Raw genomic sequence first — 21,687 nt, 5'->3', positions numbered from 1 at the left:
AACGTGTGCCGGCCGATTGTGGATCGAATTGTCACCTCAGTTGCTGGAATCGTCAGTGGGAGGCGACCATTCGGCGACGCGTACATCCTTGACGAGATGAGCGCGAACGAACGGATCATAGGTGAACAATCGACTAGCCGTGTCCAAGTCCGTCGACTCGACTATGAACTTTGCGCCAGTGTGGTCCGCCAACGGTCCGGAAGATCGCACGATCCCGCGTCGGATCATCTCGGTGAGCCATGCACGGTGATCCGTCCGATGATCGTCTCTACCGGATGATGATTCTGGTGTGTAGGAGTATTCGACGACAAACGTGGACATGACATTTCACTCTCTGCGAGAAGCGGTTCAAATAACCATGTCTTCGAGTTCCATGCCCTTGGTCTCGCGAATCTTGAACTTGACGAAGAAGAAGGACAGCAACGCGAAGAACGCGAAGAACGCGTAGATGAATCCGAGGCCGATTGTCTCGGTCAGTGGAGGGAAAGCCAGCGTGATTGCGAAGTTGGCGACCCAGTTGGCGGCGGTACTGATGCCCAGCGCGACCGCGCGCATTCGGTTGGGGAACATTTCACCGAGCATGACCCACATGATCGGTCCCCAGGTCGCTGCGAAGAAAACGACGAACAGATTTGCACCGACGAGGGCGACCGGACCCCATGGATCGGGGAGGGTGATGTTGTCCCCGGACCCGATCGACTGGGTGAACGACACTGCTGCAAGAACCAGACCGACGAACATTCCGATGGAACCGATCTGCAATAAATTCTTTCGACCGAATCGATCGACGAACAAAATCGCCACGAAGGTCATGCTCACGTTGATGACCGAGGTGATCACCGAGGTGACGAAGGATTGATTCTCGCTGAACCCGACCGATTTCCACAGGGTGGTCGAGTAGTAGAAGATCGCATTGATGCCGACGAATTGTTGCAGAATCGCCATGGTGATACCGACCCAGACGATGGGTTGCAGACCGAATTTGGGGCCTCGTATGTCCGCGAACGAAGATTTGGCTTCAGCTCTGAGTGTGAGTCGAATTTCCTTGACTCGCTCGTTCGGATGCAATTCGCCGGAGATTTCACCGAGAATGCGCGCGGCTTCTTCGTCGAGATGCTTGCCTACCAGGTATCTGGGCGACTCAGGAATGAGCGTGGCGAGGAAGCCGTACACGAGCGCGGGAACGACGCCGACGAGGAACATCCATCGCCAGGCTTCCATTCCGAACCACAGATCGTTCGACGGCCCGCCAGCAGCGTTCTGTAGTACCGCGTCGGAGAGCAGTGCGGCGAAAATACCGATAGTGATTGCCAACTGCTGAAGTGATGCGAGACCGCCGCGATACTTCGCTGGGGCGATCTCCGAGATGTACGCAGGCGCGATCACCGAGGCGATCCCGATCCCCAATCCGCCGATGACTCGCCACAGCATCAGGTCCGGAACACTGAATGCGAAACCTGAACCGACGGAAGAGATCGTGAACAGGGCCGAGCCGAGCAACATGACGCGTTTGCGTCCCCAGCTATCGGCCAGTCGTCCTGCGAACCATGCGCCTACCGCGCAGCCGAGGAGCGCAATGGCCACGGCGAAACCGGTGATGAACGAGCTGAGCCCGAAATTTTCCTGAATGGAATCGACCGCACCGTTGACGACAGAACTGTCGAAACCGAAAAGAAATCCCCCGACCGCGGCAGCGACGGTGACTCCGATGACTTTCGCGGTGTAGCGATCTGTAGGTTGCGTCATTGCGAACCCAGCTTTCGAGGTCGTGAGCCAGCAGCGATGGTGGTTAGGCCATCATGGCCCCGACCCGCTCGAAAGTGGTGGAAATCGGCGGATCTTCACCCGAAGAGTTACCGCACGTAAAGGACAACCGCCGTGTGCGAGGGAAATGGCGACGGGTATCGAAACGAAAGACGGCCCGCACAGCGAAAGTGCGGGCCGTCTCCCAGTGTTCGAGTCAGACGCGTCTGGGGTTCGAGTCAGACCCGTCTGGGGTTCGACTCAGACGCTGGCAACGCCGGGAGCGAGGAACCGCTGTCCGGTGGCCGCTTCCGATGCGCCGCTGCGATCGAGGTACGGCGTGATGCCGCCGTTCCAGAATCCGAACCCACCGCCGAGTAGCAGGCAGAGGTCGATGTCCTCGGGTGCTGCGACGACACCTTCGTCGAGCATGATTCGGATCTCGTCGGCGATTGCGTTGCGGGTGCGATCGAGCACCTGCTCTGCAGTCGATGGTGAGTCACCCTGGGGCCATAGGGCCGCAACCTCGGGGTCGACGACCTGGCCCTCGGGTCCGTACGTCCAGACGCCGGGCTTCTTCGCCTCGACCAGGGCGCGGAATCCGGGGGAGTCCTTGAACCGATCCGGGTAGGCCTCTGCAAGCGTCTCGGCCGTATGCAATGCGACGGCAGGCCCGACCAGTGCGAGGAGAGTCAACGGGCTCATCGGCATACCGAGTTCGCCTACTGCACCGTCGGCGACGGCGAAGGGGGTGCCCTCGTCGATTGCCCCGATGATCTCGTTGGATGCGCGGGTCACCAAGCGGTTGAACACGAACCCCGGAAGGTCCGCGGACAGAACCGCGGACTTCTTGAGTGTCTTCGCAGTCGCGAATGCTGTTGCCAGCGTTGCATCGTCGGTCTTCTCGCCCTTGACTACCTCGAGAAGCGGAAGGACGGCTACGGGGTTGAAGAAGTGGAACCCCACAACGCGTTCCGGGTGCTTCAGATCTGCAGCCATCTTGGTGATCGACAACGAGGACGTGTTCGTCGCGAGAATCGTTTCTGCGGAGACGAATTCTTCGACCTCGGCGAATACCTTCTTCTTCACATCGAGGTTTTCGAACACGGCCTCGATGACGAAATCGGTCTTGGCGAAAGCGGCCTTGTCGATCGATCCGGACACCAGCGCCTTCAGTCGATTCGCTGCGTCGGGGGAGAGGCGCTTCTTGCCGAGCAGCTTGTCGATTTCACCGTGGACGTAACCGACGCCCTTGTCGATGCGTTCCTGGTCGATGTCGGTCAGAATGACAGGCACCTTCAGCTGACGCACGAACAGCAAGGCAAGCTGACTGGCCATCAAACCGGCACCGACGATGCCGACGCCCGTGATCTTGCGAGCCAGCGACTTGTCGGGTGCGCCGGCGGGACGCTTCGCGCGCTTCTGAGTGAGATCGAACGCGTACAACCCGGCGCGAAGTTCGTCCTTCACCAGCAACGTCGACAGTGCGTCGTCTTCTGCGGCGAAGGCCTTGTCCAGCGAAGCAGAATCGGTGATGTCGGTGTTCTTGGCAAGCTCGAGCAGTTCTACCGCAGCTACGGGGCCCGGTGCGAAGTTGCCGGTTTTGCCGGCCACGATGCCCTTCGCACGCGCGATGGCGTCGTCCCACGCCTGGCCGCGGTCGATCTCGGGCCGACTCGGAACGACGTCGCCGTTCAACACCCGAACAGCCCATGCAAGAGACTGCTCGATGAAGTCGGCGCCGCCGAATATGGCGTCGACGACGCCGAGGTCCACAGCTTGTTGCGGCTTCAGCGTGCGGTTCTGGTTGAGCGAGTTCTCGATGATGACGGTCACTGCGGTGGAAGCGCCGACGATGTTGGGTAGCAACTGGGTGCCGCCCCAACCGGGAACGAGTCCGAGAAATGCCTCGGGGAGCCCCAACGCTGCGGCGTTGTCAGCGACAGTTCGGTAGTGGGAGTGCAATCCGACTTCGAGTCCACCGCCGAGTGCAGCGCCGTTGATGAAAGCGAACGTCGGGATGGGTGACTCGCGCAGGCGACGGAACACCTTGTGGCCGAGCTGCCCGATCTGGAGCGCCTCGTCCTTGGTCTTGATGTTGGGTACGCCGTTGAGGTCGGCACCGACCGCGAAGATGAACGGCTTACCGGTCACCGCGATAGCGACGGGATCAGCTGCGAAGGCCTCGTCGAGCGCGGCATCGAACCGCGCGAGTCCGGCCGGGCCGAACGTCGAAGGCTTGGTGTGGTCGTAGCCGTTGTCCAGCGTGATGAGGGCAATGCTGCCTTCGAGGCCGGGTACGAAGATGATCTTGGTGAACGCGTTCGTGACTACCTCGTCCGTGAACGCTGTGGTGATGTCGCTCATGCCTTCGCTCCTGAGTAATCGGAGTGGATCGGGTTTTCCCAAATGACGGTTCCGCCCATGCCGAGACCGATGCACATGGTCGTCAGGCCGTAACGAACGTCGGGGCGCTGAGCGAACTGGCGGCTCAACTGGGTCATCAGTCGCACACCAGAGGAGGCGAGGGGGTGTCCACAGGCGATTGCGCCGCCCCACTGGTTGACGCGGGGATCGTCGTCGGCGATGCCGTAGTGCTCGAGGAATGCGAGAACCTGCACTGCGAACGCCTCGTTGATTTCGAACAACCCGATATCGGAGATGCTCAAACCGGTACGGCCGAGCAACTTCTCAGTAGCGGGGACCGGTCCGATGCCCATCACAGCAGGGTCGACGCCTGCGAACGAGAAGCCGACCATACGCATACCGATGTTCAGGCCGAGTTCGTGCGCGGTGTCCTCGCCGGCGAGGATCGCAGCAGTGGCACCATCGTTGAGACCCGCAGCATTTCCCGCTGTGACCCGGCCCGCTGGGCGGAACGGAGTCTTGAGCTTGGCGAGATCGTCGATGGTTGTTCCGGGACGCGGTGGCTCGTCCTCGGTGGCCAGACCCCAACCAGCAGCGGACTTGGTGGCTACCGGTACGAGTGTGTCGGCGATGAAGCCGGCCTTCTTGGCGGCCTCGTACTTGTTCTGGCTCGCGACGGCGTAGGCGTCGGTGCGATCCTTGGTGATACTCGGAAACCGATCGTGCAGATTCTCGGCCGTGTTGCCCATGACGAGTGCACTCGGATCGACGAGCCTGTCGGTGAGAAAGCGTGGGTTGGGGTCTACGCCCTCGCCCATCGGGTGACGGCCCATGTGCTCGACACCACCGGCGATGACGACGTCGTATTGACCGAATCCGATTCCGGAACCTGTCGTCGTCACGGACGTCATCGCGCCCGCACACATGCGGTCGATGGCGAATCCGGGGACGCTGTGGGGGAGTCCGGCGAGGAGAGCGGACGTGCGCCCGATGGTCAGCCCCTGATCACCGGTTTGCGTCGTAGCCGCGATGGCGACTTCGTCGATGCGCTCCGGCGGCAGAGCCGGGTTTTTGCGCAGTAGTTCGCGGATCGCTTTGACGACGAGGTCGTCGGCACGAGTATCGGCGTAGATGCCTTTGGGGCCTGCTTTGCCGAACGGTGTGCGAATGCCGTCTACGAACACGACATTGCGCTGTGAGCTTGTGGACGCGGGTACAGACACGCTTCGATCCTCCCGGGAAGATGCGGAATTGCGGCCCGGCTGACGCCGGACCGCCATCCACTCTAGCCGGTATTACCCGCCGGTAACTTGCTCAGGGGTGCCACTCTCTTGCTGAGGGGTCCCAGGCTCTTGTTCAGAAGTCAAGGCGTCGGCGAGAACTGGTACGACCAGATCCCGCTGCCACGGTCGGGCCCGGCCCTCGGTGAGCTTCTTGTCGATGATGCCCTCCGCGACATCACGATCGACAGGTGTCCAATCCCACACCAGGCGTCGAAGCAGATCCGGCATGAGTAGGTTCTCCACCGGCACCTCGACGTCTTCGCTCAGTGCTGTCATCGCTGTACGCACGGTGGTCAATCTCTCGGCGGCCTCGGGTTCACGACGTGCCCACCGATTCACCGGAGGTGGGCCATCGAAGGGCGCCGACTTGGGCGGAAGCTCCTCGGTCGGCAAGCGTCGTGCGCGCTCGAGGGCGGACAGCCATACCTTGGTCGAGCGTCGCTGACGCGGACCACCGAAGACAGGCAGTGCACGTAGTTCGCCCTCGGTTTTCGGATCTGCCGTTGCTGCGGCGACAATCGCCGAATCGGGCAGAATGCGGCTCGGCGCAATGTCTCGGTGCGCCGCGATCTCGTCGCGTGAGCGCCACAATTCACGAACAGAGGCCAATACCCTCGCCGACTTGACTGCGTGGATTCCCGACGTCTTTCGCCAGCGGTCAGGCTTGGGCTTTGCTGGACCGAGCGCAAGGATGTGCGCGAACTCTTGTCGAGCCCACTCCGTTTTGTTCTTCGCGGCGAGTTCCTCGGCCATCGCATCGTGCAGCTCGAGCAGAACTTCGACGTCGAGCGCGGCGTAGTTCAGCCAGCTGTCGGGGAGTGGACGTGTCGACCAATCTGCCGCTCCGTGTCCCTTCTGAAGCGACAAGCCGAGCGTGCGTTCCACGATCGGGCCGAGCCCGACTCGTTCGAAACCGGCGAGTCGTCCGGCCAGTTCGGTGTCGTACAAAGCCGCAGGCACGAGCCCGAGCTCGGCGAGACCCGGCAAGTCCTGGTCGGCCGAGTGCAGGACCCATTCGAGAGGATTGATCACCGAAGCCAGCGGTCCGAGTGCGCCGGTGACTGGAATTGGGTCGAGCAGGACGGTGCCTGCACCACGTCGTCGAAACTGCAACAGATAGGCACGTTGCGAATATCGGAAACCCGACGCACGCTCGGCATCGACAGCGAGCGGGCCGTGACCACCCGCGAGCAGTTCGGCTGCCGCCACCACGCCCTCGACGGTGTCGACAACTGCGGGAACGCCGTCGGCAGGCGCCAACAGGGGCGTCGGAGCGGGCGCATCGACACTGTCACCGTCGTTCGTTACGTCCGAGGCATCGTTGGAACTCATCGCTGACATGAGAGCAGACTCTAAGCCCTCGTGCCGCGACGCCGTGCGAACTCAGGTCCGGTTACCACCGTGTGTGCGGAGTTCGGTGATCCCGGCGGGTGGCAGTCCAGCAGCGTAGGCGAGCACCTCGCAGAAGGCCGCGACATGCGGAGCCAGCTCGCCGGTGGTGGGGGTCCACGACGCGCGTAGTTCGAGCTGATGGGCTCGCGGTGGACCGGCAATGTCTCCGTAGCGCACCGAACTCGTCGACGTCACCGTCCCGCCGAGGGCGTTCAGAGACTCCGACCGAGTCTCCAACGCATCGACCAACCAACTCCATGCCACCTCGGGCAACATTGGGTCGGAGGCAAGAGATTCGTCGACGTCGGCCTGGATATAGGCGACAAGACGCATTGTTCCGTTCCAGGCTTCGTCACCGTCTGGGTCGTAGAGCAGAATCAGCCGACCGAAGGCATCGCCGTCGGATTGTTCCGCGATGTCTTCGGAAGTCGAATGCTGAACTTCAGCGCCCATCGCGTAGCTGAACGGGGCTAGGCGTTGCGGTGGCCGGATCGGTCCGAGTTCGATGGCTGGGTGCACGACGGCCCGGTGCATCGCCTCGATCGCCGATCGAAACGGCGCAGGTTCGGCAGTGGATCCGGGATTGGTCACGACTCCGGACGTTAGACTCGTCACCTTCGGGTTCGTCGGAGGCGCGCCGCAAGTGCGACCGACTGCAGGGCAACCGACCTGCAGTCGACGGGGCCATGAGGCGCGCTCAGGCCTGCATGGCGGCAATATTCTGTACTCATGGCAGCATGGATGGCAATGAACACAATCGCGCCGTACCCTCGCCGTCAGCTGCCCGACGCGCCTTTGTTGGCCACCATTGCGGGACGGGCGACATCACGTCGTCCGGTGTGGTTCATGCGGCAGGCAGGGCGATCGCTACCCGAGTACCGCAAGCTCAGAGCCGGTACCGGCATGCTGGAGTCCTGCTTCACTGCCGACCTGGTCGTCGAGATCACGCTGCAGCCGGTTCGACGCCACGACGTCGACGCAGCCATCCTTTTCTCGGACATCGTGGTTCCTCTGAAGGCCGCGGGTATCGATCTCGACATCGTTGCCGGCACCGGGCCGGTGGTGGCAACGCCGGTCCGTTCTGCAGCCGACGTCGCTGCGTTGCCGCTGTTGAGCGCCGAGCAGGTCGAGCCGGTGACCAATGCGGTGACAACGCTCACCCGCGAACTGGGCGATACCCCGCTCATCGGGTTTGCAGGAGCTCCGTTCACGCTTGCCTCTTACTTGGTCGAAGGTGGACCGAGTAAGAACCACGAGAAGACGAAAGCGCTCATGCGCTCTGATCCAGCCACGTGGCACACCCTTCTCGACACTCTCGCCGATACGACGATCACGTTCCTGCAGGCGCAGCTAGCGGCGGGTGTCGACGCAATTCAGCTCTTCGACTCCTGGGCCGGCGCGCTCTCACTGGCGGACTACCGCGAGTTCGTGCTGCCTCACTCGACGAAGGTGCTCGATGCGATGTCCCCGGCCGGCGTACCAAAGATTCATTTCGGTGTCGGGACCGGCGAACTTCTCGGTGCCATGGGAGAGGCCGGTGCCGACATGGTCGGTGTCGACTGGAGGATTCCCCTCGATGTCGCAGCCCGACGCGTCGGCCCGGGGAAGGCTTTACAAGGAAACCTGGACCCCGCGGTGCTCTTCGCAGGTTGGGATGCCGTGGAGAGTGAGGTTCGACGCATCGTCGCCGAGGGCGATCGCGCCGTCGAAGGAGGCGCTGTGGGTCATGTATTCAACCTCGGTCACGGAGTTCTGCCCGATACCGATCCGGATGTGCTGACCCGGGTTGTGGAGTTGGTGCACTCGCTGTGACCGGGAGGCCCCCTCGCGTTGTGGTGGTGGGTGGCGGGATAACCGGTCTTGTCGCGGCCTTCAGGCTGCGGCAGAGGTGGGGTCCCGAAGCCGATATCACCATCGTCGAAGAATCGATGCGCCTCGGCGGCACGTTGCGCACGGTCACGTTGGCAGGCGGACCGTTCGATGTCGGTGCCGAAGCTTTCATCGGCCGTAGACCCGAAGTGCCTGCCCTGATGGATGAGCTCGGATTGAGCGCCCAGCTGGTCCATCCGGCCGGATTGCGCCCTCTCATCTTCTCGGGCGAGAGGCTTCACCCACTCCCGGCCAGGACCCTGATGGGTATCCCGGCGGACGCGGCCTCCGTGGACGGCCTCGTGGATGCACAGTCGCTGGCCACAATCGCCGGTGAGGGCGATACCGAGTTGTCCTGGGACCGAACCAGCGACCTCAGCGTCGCCGAGTTGGTCGGGTCGCGATTCGGTGCACAGGTTCTCGCGAGATCGGTCGACCCGTTGCTGGGCGGCGTCTACTCGGGGCTTTCCGATTCGATCGGAGTTCGCGCAGCACTACCTACCCTGGCAGCGGCCCTGGACGCCGGAGCTTCCAGTCTGTCGGCGGCCGTGGCGTCCGTGCTTCCGGCTCCGAGTTCCGCGCCGGTATTCGGTGCACTGCGTGATGGATATCGCACCTTGATCTACGCGCTGGTTGCGGCCGCAGCACCGCGCACCTTGTTGGGCACTGCCGTGACGTCCGTGCGCCGCGAGAACAGCGGTTGGGTGGTGGATTCGATCGGGCAGTTCGACGCGGTGGTGCTGGCAGTTCCCGCGCCGGCACTGGCGTCGATACTGGGCTCTGTCGTTCCGGATGCAGCCGCAGCCGCAGCCGAAATCGAACTCGCGTCGTCGGTCGTGGTGGCCATGGCGTTCGACACCGCCGTCGATCTCCCCGACAACTCCGGCGTACTCGTGGCCACCGATGCCGGTCTGTCCGCCAAAGCGTTCACGTTGTCCAGTAAAAAGTGGTCACATATCGCGGAGCGTGGCATCTCACTGGTCCGTGCTTCGCTGGCAAGATTCGGTGACACAGGACCGCTCGCCTGGTCCGACGAGCAGTTGGTCGAGGCGGCCGTACGAGACCTGCACCGGGTGACCGGCATGGATTCTGCGCCGTCGTCCTCGTTCGTGCAGCGATGGCACGGCGGGCTACCGCAGTACGCACCAGGTCACGTGGACCGAGTTGCCGCAATCGAGGCAGCTGTGCGGGATGTCGACGGGTTGGCCGTGGCAGGTGCGTGGAGCCACGGTGTCGGAGTGCCGGCTTGTGTCGCTTCCGCCACCAGAGCGGCCACACGCATTGTGGAAGTGGCACGATAGGGGCATGCCACGTTTGGACTACACAACCCTCAATTCGACCCTCCGCTACCTGATGTTCTCGGTCTTCAAGGTCACACCCGGCGTCCTGGGCGAGGATCGAGCCGAAGCCGCCAAGCAGGCGCGAGTGTTCTTCGAGAGTCAGGAAGAAAAGGGCGTCGCAGTACGTGGTGTGTACGACATCGCAGGCATGCGAGCCGACGCCGACTTCATGGTGTGGACACACGCGGAGCGGATCGAGGACCTGCAGGCCACGTACTCGGATTTTCGTCGTACCACCGCGCTCGGCAAGGCCAGTACCCCGGTGTGGAGCAACACCGCGCTGCATCGTCCTGCCGAGTTCAACAAGTCCCACGTCCCAGCGTTCATCGCTGGTGAAGAACCCGGTGCCTACATCTGTGTCTACCCGTTCGTGCGTTCCATCGATTGGTACTTGCTCCCCGACGAAGAGCGACGCACGATGCTCTCCGACCATGGCAAGGCCGCGCGCGGATACAAGGACGTGCGCGCCAACACGGTCCCGGCGTTCGCGTTGGGTGACTACGAGTGGATCCTCGCCTTCGAAGCTCCCGAACTCGATCGCATCGTCGACCTGATGCGGGATCTACGCGCAACCGAGGCACGTAGGCACGTTCGCGAAGAGACTCCATTCTTCACCGGGCCACGCGTCGACGTCGAAGCGCTCGTCACGTCACTGCCGTGACCTCGGGGTCGGAGACGCACGCGGTGGGGGCAGGCATTGTGCGTCACCAGTCCGTCGCGTCTCCGATCGAGGCTGTGGTGTTCGACTTCTCCGGAACGCTGTTCCGTTTGGAGGAGGACGAAAGTTGGTTCGAGACCGTCACGCACTCGGACGGAACACCGGTCGACGGTCACCGTGCGGCGGAATTGATGCGACGGATGACTGCGCCGGTGGGGGAGGTCGTCGAGTTCGACGAAGTGAGCAGACACGCCTGGCGCAACCGCGATCTCGATCCGGCGCTGCACCGTCAGGCATATTTGCATGTTCTTCGTGAATCCGGCGTCATCGACCGCGCTCAGGCCGAGTCGGTGTACGACCGAGTGATCGACCCATCGTGCTGGACTCCGTACCCGGATACGGCGCACGTGCTGGCGATGCTCGCCGGCAGAGCGATACCAGTTGCGGTGCTGAGCAATATTGCCTTCGACATCCGCCCGGCATTCGACACGCTCGGAGTGAGCGACTACGTCAGCGAGTTCGTCTTGTCGTACGAGGTCGGTTACGTCAAACCTCAGCCGGAAATATTCCTTTCTGCGGTGCGTTCGCTCGGGGTGGATCCGGCGCGGACATTGATGGTCGGTGACAGTGAAGAGGCCGACGGGGCCGCACGGGCAATAGGGTGCTCTTTCGCCCTCGTCGATCCGATCGCTACGGGAGAGCGTCCCACCGCCTTGCTGGATGTACTGGCGAGCAACGGAATTCGATGAAGCAGCCGCACCCGGGACTGTCTCAGCACATGGGTCACTGGGGAATGTTTCGAGCTGAAAGTGCCGACGGCGAGGTGACCGCCGTGCATCCCCAGAAGACCGACCGTAACCCCTCGCCCGTGCTGGGCAATCTCGTCGGCTCGGTGACACACCGGTCTCGGGTGCAAGGCCCTGCCGTTCGACGCGGCTGGCTCGAGCGCGGCCCAGGTCCGACGGATCGGCGCGGCAGCGAGGAGTTCGTGTCGGTCTCCTGGGACGAACTCACCGAATTGCTGGCTGCCGAGCTTTCTCGCGTGATCGACAGGCATGGCAACCAGGCGATCTACGGTGGCTCCTACGGGTGGGCCAGTGCCGGACGATTCCATCACGCGCAGAGCCAGGTTCACCGATTTCTCAATTGCATCGGCGGCTACACGCGCTCGGTGCACAGCTATTCTCTCGGAGCCACCGGCGTCGTCATGCCGTACGTTCTGGGAGCGCACTGGAAGATGTTCTCTCGCTCCACCTCCTGGGACGTGATCGCCCGGAAGACGGAACTGATCGTCGCGTTCGGCGGAATTCCGCTGAAGAATACCGGCATCAACCACGGAGGAACCTCCGACCATCCCACGGCGTCGGCTCTGGATGCGCTACGCGCCCGTGGCGGAAAGATCGTCACCATCAGTCCGCTTCGAAACGATCTCGACGGTGCGGCTCGTTGGCTGACGCCGATTCCAGGCACCGATGTCGCGATGATGCTCGGACTCGCCTACGTTCTGGTCTCCGAAAATCTGCACGACACAGCATTTCTCGACCGATACTGCACCGGATACGCGCGCTTCGAGGAGTATCTGCTCGGAGTCACGGACGGCACGCCCAAGACCGCAGAGTGGGCGTCGCACATCTGTGGAGTCTCCACCTCGGAGATCACCGACCTCGCACGCGAGATGGCGAGGCGGCGCACTTTGGTCACCGTCACGTGGTCTCTGCAGCGGACGAAATCGGGCGAGCAAGCACCGTGGATGGGCGTGACACTGGCGTCGATGCTCGGACAGATCGGCATCCCCGGTGGGGGATTCGGGCACGGCTACGGGTCGATGAACGAGCCTGGTCTCGCGCCGGTACCGTATCCGCTTCCCACCTTGCCTCAGGGCTCGAATCCGGTGAAGGCGTTCATCCCGGTGGCTGCCGTGTCGGACATGCTTCTCCACCCCGGTGAGGAGTTCGATTTCAACGGACAGCGACTGACGTATCCCGATATTCGGCTGGTCCACTGGGCGGGAGGCAATCCCTTCCATCACCATCAGGATCTCGGACGACTTCGCCGGGCGCTGGCACGGCCCGACACGGTTGTGGTGCACGACCCGTACTGGACGCCCATGGCCAAGCACGCCGACATCGTCGTCCCGTCGACGACGTCGCTCGAGCGCAGTGACATCAGCTGCACACGCAACGATCCATTGCTGGTCGCCATGCACCCTGCCGTGCCCCGATTTGCCGACGCGCGAGACGACTACGATACGTTCTCCGCGGTGGCCGAAAGACTTGGAGTCGGTGCGCAATTCACCGAGGGGCGCACCTCGGAGGAGTGGGTGGAGCATCTCTACGATCAGTGGCGCGGTTACCTGCGCGGAATGAATGTGGACACTCCAGATTTCGACGAATTTTGGCAGCTCGGTTCATGGCCGATGGCGACCGAGGACGGGCTGACCCTGCTCGAGGACTACCGCGGCGATCCCGAGAAGTACCCGCTTCGAACCCCGAGTGGGCGCATAGAAATATTCTCCGAGGTGATCGAGAAGTTCGGTTACGAGGACTGCATCGGGCACCCAGCATGGTACGAACCGGTGGAGTGGCTCAAAGGAGTACGCGCGCAACAGTTCCCACTACATCTGATCGCGAATCAGCCACGAACACGGCTGCACAGCCAGCTCGATCACGGAGCGAGAAGTCAGGCTTCGAAGGTGCACGACCGTGAGCCGATCCGGATGCACCCGAAGGCTGCGACCGACCGAGGGCTACACGACGGCGACGTAGTCAGGGTCTTCAACGATCGTGGTGCTTGTCTCGCCGGCGTCGTGGTGGACGAGGACATGATGCCCGCCGTGGTGCAGTTGGCGACGGGTGCCTGGTACGACCCCGAGGACCCCGCGGACGTCGGATCGATGTGCGTGCATGGCAATCCGAATGTACTGACAGCAGACGTCGGCACCTCCTCGCTGTCACACGGGTGCACGGGCCAGCATGTGCTGGTGCAGATCGAACGCTTCGACGGCGTAGTGCCACCGATCACCGCGTTCGATCCGCCACAGTTCGTAGAACGAGAGACGGTCAGAAGACCACTCGGCTGATCGTTTCCGCAATCAACGCGGGCTTGTCTTCGCCCTCGATGTGAAGTGTGTTGGTGGCCACGATCTGGAGTGCGCCACCGGACACTTCTTCGGCCGAAGTCAGTGTGGTCTGCAACCGGACGTGAGATCCGACCTTGACTGGGTTGATGAAGCGAACCTTGTTGGACCCGTAGTTGATTCCGAGCTTGGCATTCTCGATGGTGTAGATCTGCCAAGTGAGTACCGGGATCAAGGACAAGCTCAAGTAGCCGTGCGCAATCGGGCCGCCGAACGGGCTTTCCTTCTTGGCTCGTTCGACGTCGACATGAATCCACTGCTCATCACCCGTGGCGTCGGCGAAGGTGTTGACCCGGGCTTGAGTGATCTGCATCCAGTCACTCGTGCCGAGGTCCTCGCCGACGGCCGCAGTGATCTGCTGTGCTGAGGTGAAAGTGCGCATCGTCACATTATGCTCTGCGCATCAAGGTGTGGGGAGTCGCCTGTCGCGCACTCGTTCGGACGGGCTTCAGGATGGGTCGAGAACGAGAGAAATCGAGTTGATGCAGTACCGCTGATCTGTGGGCGTCGGGTAACCCTCGCCCTCGAAGACGTGGCCGAGGTGGCTGTGGCAGTTCTTGCAGATGACCTCCACGCGTCGCATCCCGAGCGTGGTGTCCTCGTTGAGAATGACAGCGTCACTGTCTGCGGGATCGAAGAAGGACGGCCAACCGCAGTGTGACTCGAACTTCTCGGTACTGCGAAACAGTTCTGCCCCGCATGCGCGGCAGTTGTACACACCATCGGTCTTGGTGTCGGTGTACTCCCCGACGAACGGACGCTCGGTGCCCGCCTGACGCAGGACTGCGTACTCCTCGGGGGTGAGCTTTTCGCGCCATTGTGCGTCGGTGAGCTGAACGGCGGGAACAGAATTTTTATCGGTCGCTGAACTCATGACACCACGCTAATACTTCTCGAGCTGCTTCGTTGTTTGCGCAGGTGAGCTCTCCGGGAGGAGGTGCTCGGGTTCGATTCCGTCGTCGAGGCGTCCGTCACTGCGAGCAGCGAAGTACCGACCGATCAGAACCGAGAAGATCACGATGATCAGCAAGCTCCAGCCGAATGTTGTGCGCATATAGTCCATTGCTCGGCCACCTGTCGGGAATCGACCGGACAACCAACGGTCGTAGCTCATGAATCCATAGATTGCGAGCCACGCCGGCCAATTTCGGAGAACCGAGTTCTTGAGCACGACCGTCATCAACAGCGGGAACAGCAGCATCGAGTAGTACATCTGGCCGAGTGACCCGAGTAGCCAATGTGCCGTCAGGACAAGGCCCGACGTTGTCGCTATGAAGAACAGGCGGTCCTCGCGGCAGTAGCGATAGAGCAACCACAGCGACACCAGAACCATCACGCCGAGAACACCACGGATTGCGTAGATCAAGAACTCCGGCAATCCGTAGTAGCGGCCGTTGCCGACAATCGCGCTGTTGAAGTAATCGCGCGACTCGAGGAGGTACGGGAGGGTGCGGTCGATGAATTCCATCGGGTCCGCCGACAGTGGCCATGCGATCAGAAGCAGCACGACAGGAATCGCAACAGCGGTGATGAAGACTTTCCACTGCTTGGTCATCAACGGAATGATCAGAAGCGGCGCGAGGATCGGTTTGATGGCAAGTGTCAGCCCCATTGCCACACCGGCGGACAAGTCTTTTCGCTGGAGCAGCCAGTAGATGAAGGCAACCTCACCCAACAGAACGAAACCGTTGAAGTTGGTGAACACCAGAGTGTTGGTCACTGTTTCGCTCGCGAAGGCAGCAAGGAGAAGTGCAGGCGCCGCGACAGAGTTCAGACCGAAGCCGAAGATTTTGAGCAAGATGTACAACGCAAGAACGATGGCAACCGTGCTCGCCAAGATGAACAACCAGCGAGAACGTTCCGGATCGATGACCGCGAGAGGTGACAACAGCATCGTCGCACTCGGTTGGTAGAGATAGTGCGGATCGACCGAGTCGAAGTTTGCCGTGTACACCGGCTCGCGATTGAGAAACGCGAGAGCAGCCCGGTAAACGGGGTTGAAATCATTGGTGAAGTCACCGTTGACCGCTCGCACGATCGCCCGGTTGAGAACTGTCATGATGGCGATCGGCCATAGCGCGAACCGGACTACATCCGCGGTCGTCCGGCCGTTGCGGGGCTCGAGGAAGCTAAGTGACACGTGGGAACGGTACCTTGGCCGGGTTCGTGCAATGACCGTCGACACCCGTTGGATGTATTCGGTATCACTCGTTGGATCGATAGCGAAGGTGTCACGCGGGACAGACGCTGCCGTCGGGAGGCAGTGACGCGTCGGTTGCGTAGGCACTGGCGGCGGCCTGGGCGCACACCGACCCTCCGAGTACCGGGTGGCCGGCGCCCTGCCAAGTCATGGCGGCCGAACGTGCGCCGGTGGCGGCAACAAGCCCGGTCACACTGGCGAACCCCCCATTTCCGACGACCGGGTCACCGGCGCCACTGAGTTCGAGAACCGGCACGGACAACGACGTCGGGAGGGGAGGGGCCGGTGTAGTCGGCCACGAAGAGCATGTGAGTGCTGTCAGAGCGGCATCGGTGCCGAAGATGGGGTACTGCTCGCTCCAACTCGCGCCGGCATCCCGCACGGACTGCGGGGATGGCCACTGCTGACCGTCGATGCACCGCGCGACGAACTGACCGTCCGTTCCGTAGGCAACAGCGCCGCGTGAGGACAGCTGGCTCAGCGCGGACGGATCGCCGGACAGGGCTCGCGACAGTGCGTCGGCAAGCTCGACTGTCCGCCTCGACGGGTCGCCCGAGGATGAGGCGAGTGCATAGGCGATCCCGTCGAGCACAGCGTGGGTCGACAGAGGTGCCAGGTCTCCGCTTGCCACCTGTGCCAGCAGTTCGGATACCGCGCCCTTGGGGTCGGATCCGAGCGAGCACTGCAGGGCCTGGCATCGCTGTAGGAACGCAGTGAACGCAGCTTCCCTTCCTTCGGTCTTCTGCTGGGCCACGGTCATCTGATCTACATTCACTCCGGTGGGCGAATCGAGAATCAACCTCGCCACTCGGTCCGGGTACTGAGCCGCATACGCCAACGCAGTGAATGCACCGTTCCCGGTGCCGACGATGCCGAGGGTATCGACTCCCCAAGCGATTCGAAGCTGTTCCAGATCGCCGGCCGCATAGCTGGTCGCGAAAGCTATCTCCTGTGGCTGCAGTAGATCGGTGCATTCGATCGTCGCATCGCGTCCGACGGCGACGGCGCGGTCCGCGGCATCACCGTCGGACACCGCAAATTGCCCGAGGTTTGCCAGCGTCTCGCGGGTCTTGCGGGTGTCGGCTTTCACGCAATCGATCGCTGTCGACCTGCCGATTCCGCGCCGATCGACGGCGACGAGCGGGTGAGCCTCCAACATCGTCGTGCTTGCGCCGGCCGCGAGGTCGGCAAGTGTGGCGATCGACGCACGGTCGGAGCCGGAGGTGAATACCAGGGGTGCGGCATCGGGCGGTGTCCTGTCCAATTTCGCACGCAGTGCGCCGACGGAGAAGGACCCGAACATCTGACCGGATGGGTCGACAGGCGCTTCGAAGTCTGCGCATTCGAGGACGACACCGGGAGTGCGCGAGGTGAGGCCGTAGAGATCGAAGGTGCTCTGCGTGCACTCGGTCCACGCAAGATCGCTCACCGGAACCTGAAGTTCTGGATTTTCTGGTTTCGCATCGGTAGTCGACTCTTCGGGTTGCCCGGGGGAGTTCTGCTCGACGGCGACGTCCGGGCGCCCGGACGGCCCAGCACTGCATGCCGCCCCCAACATCGAGACCGTGAGAAGAACTGCGAGCAACGATCTTTTCTGCGTCACGCTGCGAGGCTATCTACTTTTTCGCACCGGGAACTTCACCGGTCCCGGCCGGACGCACTCGGACCCATCTGGTCAGCAGGGTTCCGTCGTCGTCGGCGAGCACGTGAATACGTTTCATCTGGTGCAGTACTGCGGCGTTCGAGTGCGCAATACGCCCCGATTTTCCCGCAAGCAGGTTCGGTGAAGTCGTCAGGCATAGTTCGTCGACGCCATCGTCTGCAAGCAGAGTTCCGAACAGGCCTGGGCCGCCCTCGCACAGGACCCGCCTCAGACCCAATTCATCCAGGGCAGCCAGAACAGCGGATGTCGGAACGGTCGTTCCCTCAACTTCGATCACGTGCGCACCTGCTTCGCGAAGTGCCGAACGCGACTCGTCCGACGCGGAGCTCGTCGTGACGATCGTCGGCGGCACATCGGTGTCGGTGAGCAGCCGCGATCTCGGATCGATCGACGCCGAAGCAGTGACGACCACTACCGGGGGGATCGGTGCCAGGCCCACGTCGATTCGTTGGCTCTGTTGTGACTTCGTCAGCCGGACGCCCCCGTAATTTTCGCTTCGGACCGTCCCTGCCCCCACGAGAACCGCATCCGCAAGTGTTCGCAGGACATCGAATACTGCCTTGTCAGAGGGTGTACCGAGGCCTGAGGACACGCCGTCGGCGCTGACGGCTCCGTCGATGCTGGAGACGAAGTTCACCCGGATCCACGGCGCGGTCAGGTTGTCCGGATAGGCGTACAACCGGCGTAGTTCGGCCAGGTCGACGACGCCGTCGGCCGGGTACGAGGAGCCGGAGCCTGATGTGAAGTAGGTCGCAATATCGAGTAGGCGCACATTGTAGATAAGACCACCTCGTTACGCTTACTAGATGCCTGGACGTCTTGTCGATCGTAATCCTGTCGTGCCCTCCGATCAGTTGATCGCGCAGATGGTCCCCCCGGCCATGTTCGACGAAGTCAGTTTCGCCTCGTACATCCCGGATCCGAACGAACCAAGCCAGGCCGAGGCAGTCGCCAAAGCCGAGTCGTTCGCGGAGAAGGTGACGAAGATTCGCGGGAAGGGAAAACGCGGACTGTTCGGCAAGAAGGCGCCCTCTACCGGCGCAGGCTTGTACCTCGACGGCGGTTTCGGTGTCGGTAAGACCCACCTACTGGCCTCGATCTTTCACAGCGTCCCCGAACCGAAGGCATTCGGTACGTTCGTCGAATTGACGCACGTGGTGGGCGCGCTCGGCTTCAACAAGGCGCTGGAGGAGTTGTCGGGCCACAGCGTTCTGTGCATCGACGAGTTCGAACTCGACGATCCAGGCGACACGATGCTCGTGTCGCGATTGCTGTCGGAGCTTTCCCAGCGCGGCGTGTCCATCGTGGCGACGTCCAACACCCTGCCAGGTCAACTCGGCGAAGGAAGATTCGCAGCCGAGGACTTCATGCGGGAAATCAAGAAACTCGGGTCTATCTTCGAGTCCATCCGGGTCGATGGCCCCGATTACCGACACCGTGACCTGCCCCCGGCCCCCGACCCGACATCCGAAGCCGAGTTGATCGAACGGGCGGATTCTGTGGCGGATGCGACCCTCGACGATTTCGACGAGTTGTTGGCACATCTGAGCACACTGCATCCATCGCGATACGGAAAGCTGCTCGACGGTGTGCAGGCGGTGTTCTGGAAGAACGTGCATCCGGCGTCGGACCAGGCTGTTGCGCTTCGACTCGTGGTGCTCGCCGACCGCCTGTACGACGCGGGCATACCGGTGACAGGGTCAGGCAGCAAGCTCGACGAGATTTTCACCGAGGAAATGCTGGCCGGTGGTTACCGTAAGAAGTACCTCCGTGCGACGTCCCGTCTGCTTGCCTTGTCTCGCTTCGCCGCCGTCGGATGACGCTCGGGTTAGCCGGATGACGCTCGGGTCAGCCGGGTGACGCTCGGGTCGGCAGATTCACGACCGTAGTGCTCGCTCCATCACGAAGTCATCGTGGATCTCGGAGCCGAGTGTGAAGGTTTTGGTTCCGACGATCTCGAATCCCTGTTTGGTATAGAAGCGTTGGGCGCGCAGGTTCTGTTGGTTGACGCCCAGCCAGATACCTGCGCAGCCGCTGAGGGTTGCCCGGGCCAGCGATTCGGCCATCAGTGCCGCCGCTACTTCCCTCCCGTGATGGCCGGGAAGCACATACATCTTGGAGAGTTCCATCGTCGGTGTGTACGTCAGCACTCGCGCAACGTCCGGATCCGATGGTGGTCCGGACACGAGCATGGCGTATCCGACCATGGAAGCATCGTCGGTCGCCGCCAGAATGGTGCGCTGCGGATCCGCCAGGTACTCACCGAATCGCTCATGCGATAGAACGCCGTCTATGAACGCCGCTATTGCTGCTCTGGACGAGCCAGGCGGGCATGCCAGCGGAAAGGTGACAGCCGCGACATCGGCTAGCTGCTCGGCGTCCCACAGGCCTGCGGTGGATACGGTGACAGTCACAGGCGGTCGACCGCTGCCTTCGCCTCACGCAACGAAAGCTCGGATCGAGCGCGCAAGAGCTTGATGGCAGAAATTATGTTGCCTTCGGCCTTGAGGGTGCGCAGCCTGGGAATGATGTCTGCCCAAGCACAGGTATCCGTGCCTGATATATCTGTCGAGGCGCCGAGCGTGGGGATAGGGTTTCCTCGCCCGACGGACTCGACAACATCTTTGGCTTCTTGGAGTCCTGCGCCGGTTCTTTCGCGGAACAACTTGATTGCGTGGATCTTCTTCTTTTCCCCCACGAGACGATATATATCTTCGCGCGCCGAGTGATCCAGACCTGCGAGCATCAATTGTGTTGTGGCAGCGGCGTTCTTGGGTGGACTCTTGCGCGCGAGGAGCCAGACCGCGAGCACTGCGGCATCGATGAGGACCAATGCGACGATGAACCATCCCCAGGTGGGCATGGATCTAAGTAGAACACCTCACTCGAAAGTCGACAGTCGGCGGCATGACGATTGCATAACGACGAGCCCGAGCGCGCCCGGGGGCCATTCGCCCTAACTCCAGGACCCCGCATCGAAGAATTCGAGTGCCCTCTCGAGAACCAGGCCGGCTACTCCGTATTTTTTTGCCGACAGATCGTGGCCTGCACCGGAAATCTCGATCGTGGCGGTATGAGCAGGCACCAACGCGATTGCATCGGACAGCTCGGCGGGTGAACCGAACAGGTCCTTCGTGCCGTGTACGAACATCGTTCGAGTGCGCAGCTGGGGGAGATGCGCAGTGCGTGCCTTCTCCGGTTTGCCAGGAGGGTGCAATGGATACGACATCAGAATCAGCCCATCGACCAGTTCTGGCTGTTCGGCGACAAGCATCGATGCCTGCCGACCCCCGTACGAGTGGCCACCGAGCAAAATGGGGCCGCCGTACAGCCTGCGGAGGTACATCACCGCTGCGTCGATCGACGCGCGGTCGGCGTCGGCCTTCGACGGATGCGGGGGACCGGACGGCTTTTGCTGTCGGAACGCCAGATCGAACCGTAGAACCGTGAATCCTCGTGCCGACCACGCTTCGGCAGTGGCGACGAGGAGCGGAGCGTCGGAGTTTCCACCTGCGCCGTGAGTGAGTGCGAGAGAACCCAATGAGGGACCCGACGGCGTGTGCAGGAATCCGCGCACCTCCGCTACATCGACGAACTCGGGCACGTCGACGTCGTCGGTTCCTTCGGTCATTCGTCCTGGTGTCCATTCGACGCCGTGCTGTCGGCGGAGTCTTCCGAATGGTCCTCTTTCAAGTTTCCGTCGCCATCGACCATGTCGGCGAAGGCCGTACCCGACACCATTCCGTTGGTGCCAGGAAGAACAACCGTTGGTCTCGAACCCGGGTCGTACTTGGCGTCGATGCCGGCCACCTCGTCCTGAGCGCGCTTGTGCGCATCGGAACTGACCTGAGGTTCGCTACCCTCGGTGCTCGGTTGATTGTCGTCGGCCATCGTAGGCGTCCTTTCGATCGCGGGCTGGAAAACCAGAGTGCACGTCTATGACGTGAATCACCACTCGCCATCGGCGGTAAACATCTCGACAGACCTGAAGACACAAAATAGACCCCGGCCGCTTCGGCCGGGGTCTATTCGTATG

The 21,687-nt window shown here is 62.2% G+C and carries 21 protein-coding genes; 6 read left to right on the top strand and 15 right to left on the bottom strand.

Annotated features, from left to right (window positions below):
* Positions 1 to 36 precede the first annotated feature (36 nt).
* From H2510_RS01425 to H2510_RS01400, 6 genes are all read right to left on the bottom strand, one after another.
* Positions 37 to 321: a YciI family protein gene (locus tag H2510_RS01425; protein WP_186626617.1), complete on the bottom strand. Its 285-nt coding sequence runs from the start codon at positions 319 to 321 to the stop codon at positions 37 to 39.
* Between the two features lie 27 nt (positions 322 to 348).
* Positions 349 to 1,746 (bottom strand): sugar porter family MFS transporter, encoded by a 1,398-nt coding sequence (locus tag H2510_RS01420; RefSeq protein ID WP_186626616.1) that lies wholly within the window; start codon positions 1,744 to 1,746, stop codon positions 349 to 351.
* Positions 1,747 to 2,004: 258 nt separating this feature from the next.
* Positions 2,005 to 4,110, bottom strand: coding sequence for a 3-hydroxyacyl-CoA dehydrogenase NAD-binding domain-containing protein (locus H2510_RS01415; protein ID WP_186626615.1), 2,106 nt, complete (start codon positions 4,108 to 4,110; stop codon positions 2,005 to 2,007).
* On the bottom strand, positions 4,107 to 5,333 hold the full coding sequence (locus tag H2510_RS01410; protein ID WP_084348754.1) for an acetyl-CoA C-acyltransferase: 1,227 nt from the start codon (positions 5,331 to 5,333) through the stop codon (positions 4,107 to 4,109). Before H2510_RS01410 ends, H2510_RS01415 begins: the two co-directional genes overlap by 4 nt.
* Positions 5,334 to 5,405: 72 nt before the next feature.
* On the bottom strand, positions 5,406 to 6,734 hold the full coding sequence (locus H2510_RS01405; RefSeq protein WP_186626614.1) for a ribonuclease D: 1,329 nt from the start codon (positions 6,732 to 6,734) through the stop codon (positions 5,406 to 5,408).
* Positions 6,735 to 6,776: 42 nt separating this feature from the next.
* Positions 6,777 to 7,376 (bottom strand): DUF3000 domain-containing protein, encoded by a 600-nt coding sequence (locus H2510_RS01400; RefSeq protein ID WP_186626613.1) that lies wholly within the window; start codon positions 7,374 to 7,376, stop codon positions 6,777 to 6,779.
* 156 nt (positions 7,377 to 7,532) lie between these two features.
* Between H2510_RS01400 and hemE the strand changes: the two genes are divergently transcribed.
* Genes hemE through H2510_RS01375 form a run of 5 tightly spaced genes read left to right on the top strand, consistent with a single transcriptional unit; the run spans position 7,533 to position 13,731 of the window.
* Positions 7,533 to 8,597: a uroporphyrinogen decarboxylase gene (gene hemE, locus H2510_RS01395; RefSeq protein WP_186627080.1), complete on the top strand. Its 1,065-nt coding sequence runs from the start codon at positions 7,533 to 7,535 to the stop codon at positions 8,595 to 8,597.
* Positions 8,594 to 9,955 carry a protoporphyrinogen oxidase gene (locus H2510_RS01390; RefSeq protein ID WP_186626612.1) on the top strand — a complete coding sequence of 454 codons (1,362 nt, stop codon included), beginning with the start codon at positions 8,594 to 8,596 and terminating at the stop codon, positions 9,953 to 9,955. Before hemE ends, H2510_RS01390 begins: the two co-directional genes overlap by 4 nt.
* A gap of 4 nt (positions 9,956 to 9,959) precedes the next feature.
* A complete protein-coding gene (gene hemQ / locus H2510_RS01385; protein ID WP_136169134.1) occupies positions 9,960 to 10,655 on the top strand; it encodes a hydrogen peroxide-dependent heme synthase in 696 nt (231 codons plus the stop codon).
* Positions 10,656 to 10,693: 38 nt separating this feature from the next.
* Positions 10,694 to 11,401 carry an HAD family hydrolase gene (locus H2510_RS01380; protein WP_186627078.1) on the top strand — a complete coding sequence of 236 codons (708 nt, stop codon included), beginning with the start codon at positions 10,694 to 10,696 and terminating at the stop codon, positions 11,399 to 11,401.
* Positions 11,398 to 13,731, top strand: coding sequence for a molybdopterin-dependent oxidoreductase (locus tag H2510_RS01375; RefSeq protein WP_261392668.1), 2,334 nt, complete (start codon positions 11,398 to 11,400; stop codon positions 13,729 to 13,731). Before H2510_RS01380 ends, H2510_RS01375 begins: the two co-directional genes overlap by 4 nt.
* Here the strand turns inward: H2510_RS01375 and H2510_RS01370 are convergent.
* The 5 genes from H2510_RS01370 to H2510_RS01350 all read right to left on the bottom strand — a co-directional run bounded on the left by H2510_RS01370 (position 13,712) and on the right by H2510_RS01350 (position 18,423).
* Positions 13,712 to 14,170 carry a MaoC family dehydratase gene (locus H2510_RS01370; protein WP_186626611.1) on the bottom strand — a complete coding sequence of 153 codons (459 nt, stop codon included), beginning with the start codon at positions 14,168 to 14,170 and terminating at the stop codon, positions 13,712 to 13,714. The genes H2510_RS01375 and H2510_RS01370 overlap by 20 nt on opposite strands.
* A gap of 66 nt (positions 14,171 to 14,236) precedes the next feature.
* A complete protein-coding gene (gene msrB, locus H2510_RS01365) occupies positions 14,237 to 14,662 on the bottom strand; it encodes a peptide-methionine (R)-S-oxide reductase MsrB (protein ID WP_136169133.1) in 426 nt (141 codons plus the stop codon).
* A 9-nt stretch (positions 14,663 to 14,671) separates the two neighbouring features.
* On the bottom strand, positions 14,672 to 15,928 hold the full coding sequence (locus tag H2510_RS01360; protein WP_186626610.1) for a glycosyltransferase family 87 protein: 1,257 nt from the start codon (positions 15,926 to 15,928) through the stop codon (positions 14,672 to 14,674).
* A gap of 91 nt (positions 15,929 to 16,019) precedes the next feature.
* Positions 16,020 to 17,591: an alpha/beta hydrolase gene (locus H2510_RS01355; protein ID WP_186626609.1), complete on the bottom strand. Its 1,572-nt coding sequence runs from the start codon at positions 17,589 to 17,591 to the stop codon at positions 16,020 to 16,022.
* Positions 17,592 to 17,604: 13 nt separating this feature from the next.
* Entirely contained in the window at positions 17,605 to 18,423 is an 819-nt protein-coding gene (locus tag H2510_RS01350) for a pyrimidine reductase family protein (protein WP_186626608.1), read from the bottom strand.
* Positions 18,424 to 18,457: 34 nt separating this feature from the next.
* Between H2510_RS01350 and zapE the strand changes: the two genes are divergently transcribed.
* Entirely contained in the window at positions 18,458 to 19,471 is a 1,014-nt protein-coding gene (gene zapE / locus H2510_RS01345; protein WP_084348764.1) for a cell division protein ZapE, read from the top strand.
* Positions 19,472 to 19,528: 57 nt separating this feature from the next.
* Here the strand turns inward: zapE and H2510_RS01340 are convergent, their stop codons facing one another.
* The 4 genes from H2510_RS01340 to H2510_RS01325 all read right to left on the bottom strand — a co-directional run bounded on the left by H2510_RS01340 (position 19,529) and on the right by H2510_RS01325 (position 21,542).
* Positions 19,529 to 20,065 (bottom strand): GNAT family N-acetyltransferase, encoded by a 537-nt coding sequence (locus H2510_RS01340; RefSeq protein WP_186626607.1) that lies wholly within the window; start codon positions 20,063 to 20,065, stop codon positions 19,529 to 19,531.
* Positions 20,062 to 20,514 (bottom strand): ribosomal protein L7/L12, encoded by a 453-nt coding sequence (locus tag H2510_RS20670; RefSeq protein WP_261392667.1) that lies wholly within the window; start codon positions 20,512 to 20,514, stop codon positions 20,062 to 20,064. Before H2510_RS20670 ends, H2510_RS01340 begins: the two co-directional genes overlap by 4 nt.
* A 93-nt stretch (positions 20,515 to 20,607) precedes the next feature.
* Positions 20,608 to 21,282: an alpha/beta fold hydrolase gene (locus tag H2510_RS01330; RefSeq protein ID WP_186626606.1), complete on the bottom strand. Its 675-nt coding sequence runs from the start codon at positions 21,280 to 21,282 to the stop codon at positions 20,608 to 20,610.
* Positions 21,279 to 21,542, bottom strand: a complete 264-nt coding sequence (locus H2510_RS01325) for a hypothetical protein (protein WP_186626605.1) — start codon at positions 21,540 to 21,542, stop codon at positions 21,279 to 21,281. Before H2510_RS01325 ends, H2510_RS01330 begins: the two co-directional genes overlap by 4 nt.
* Between the last annotated feature and the right edge of the window lie 145 nt (positions 21,543 to 21,687).

This window comes from Rhodococcus sp. BP22 (assembly GCF_014281965.1).
Taxonomy (GTDB): domain Bacteria; phylum Actinomycetota; class Actinomycetes; order Mycobacteriales; family Mycobacteriaceae; genus Rhodococcoides.
This window is presented reverse-complemented; position numbering and strand designations above follow the sequence as displayed.

Excerpts from the sequence above, each read along its gene's own strand:
- H2510_RS01425 (WP_186626617.1), bottom strand. The coding sequence starts at position 321 with ATGTCCACGTTTGTCGTCGAATACTCCTACACACCAGAATCATCATCC.
- hemE (WP_186627080.1), top strand. The coding sequence starts at position 7,533 with ATGAACACAATCGCGCCGTACCCTCGCCGTCAGCTGCCCGACGCGCCT.
- msrB (WP_136169133.1), bottom strand. The coding sequence starts at position 14,662 with ATGAGTTCAGCGACCGATAAAAATTCTGTTCCCGCCGTTCAGCTCACC.
- zapE (WP_084348764.1), top strand. The coding sequence starts at position 18,458 with ATGCCTGGACGTCTTGTCGATCGTAATCCTGTCGTGCCCTCCGATCAG.
- H2510_RS01370 (WP_186626611.1), bottom strand. The coding sequence starts at position 14,170 with ATGCGCACTTTCACCTCAGCACAGCAGATCACTGCGGCCGTCGGCGAG.
- H2510_RS01415 (WP_186626615.1), bottom strand. The coding sequence starts at position 4,110 with ATGAGCGACATCACCACAGCGTTCACGGACGAGGTAGTCACGAACGCG.
- H2510_RS01330 (WP_186626606.1), bottom strand. The coding sequence starts at position 21,282 with ATGACCGAAGGAACCGACGACGTCGACGTGCCCGAGTTCGTCGATGTA.
- H2510_RS01325 (WP_186626605.1), bottom strand. The coding sequence starts at position 21,542 with ATGGCCGACGACAATCAACCGAGCACCGAGGGTAGCGAACCTCAGGTC.
- H2510_RS20670 (WP_261392667.1), bottom strand. The coding sequence starts at position 20,514 with ATGCCCACCTGGGGATGGTTCATCGTCGCATTGGTCCTCATCGATGCC.
- H2510_RS01375 (WP_261392668.1), top strand. The coding sequence starts at position 11,398 with ATGAAGCAGCCGCACCCGGGACTGTCTCAGCACATGGGTCACTGGGGA.
- H2510_RS01405 (WP_186626614.1), bottom strand. The coding sequence starts at position 6,734 with ATGTCAGCGATGAGTTCCAACGATGCCTCGGACGTAACGAACGACGGT.
- hemQ (WP_136169134.1), top strand. The coding sequence starts at position 9,960 with ATGCCACGTTTGGACTACACAACCCTCAATTCGACCCTCCGCTACCTG.
- H2510_RS01420 (WP_186626616.1), bottom strand. The coding sequence starts at position 1,746 with ATGACGCAACCTACAGATCGCTACACCGCGAAAGTCATCGGAGTCACC.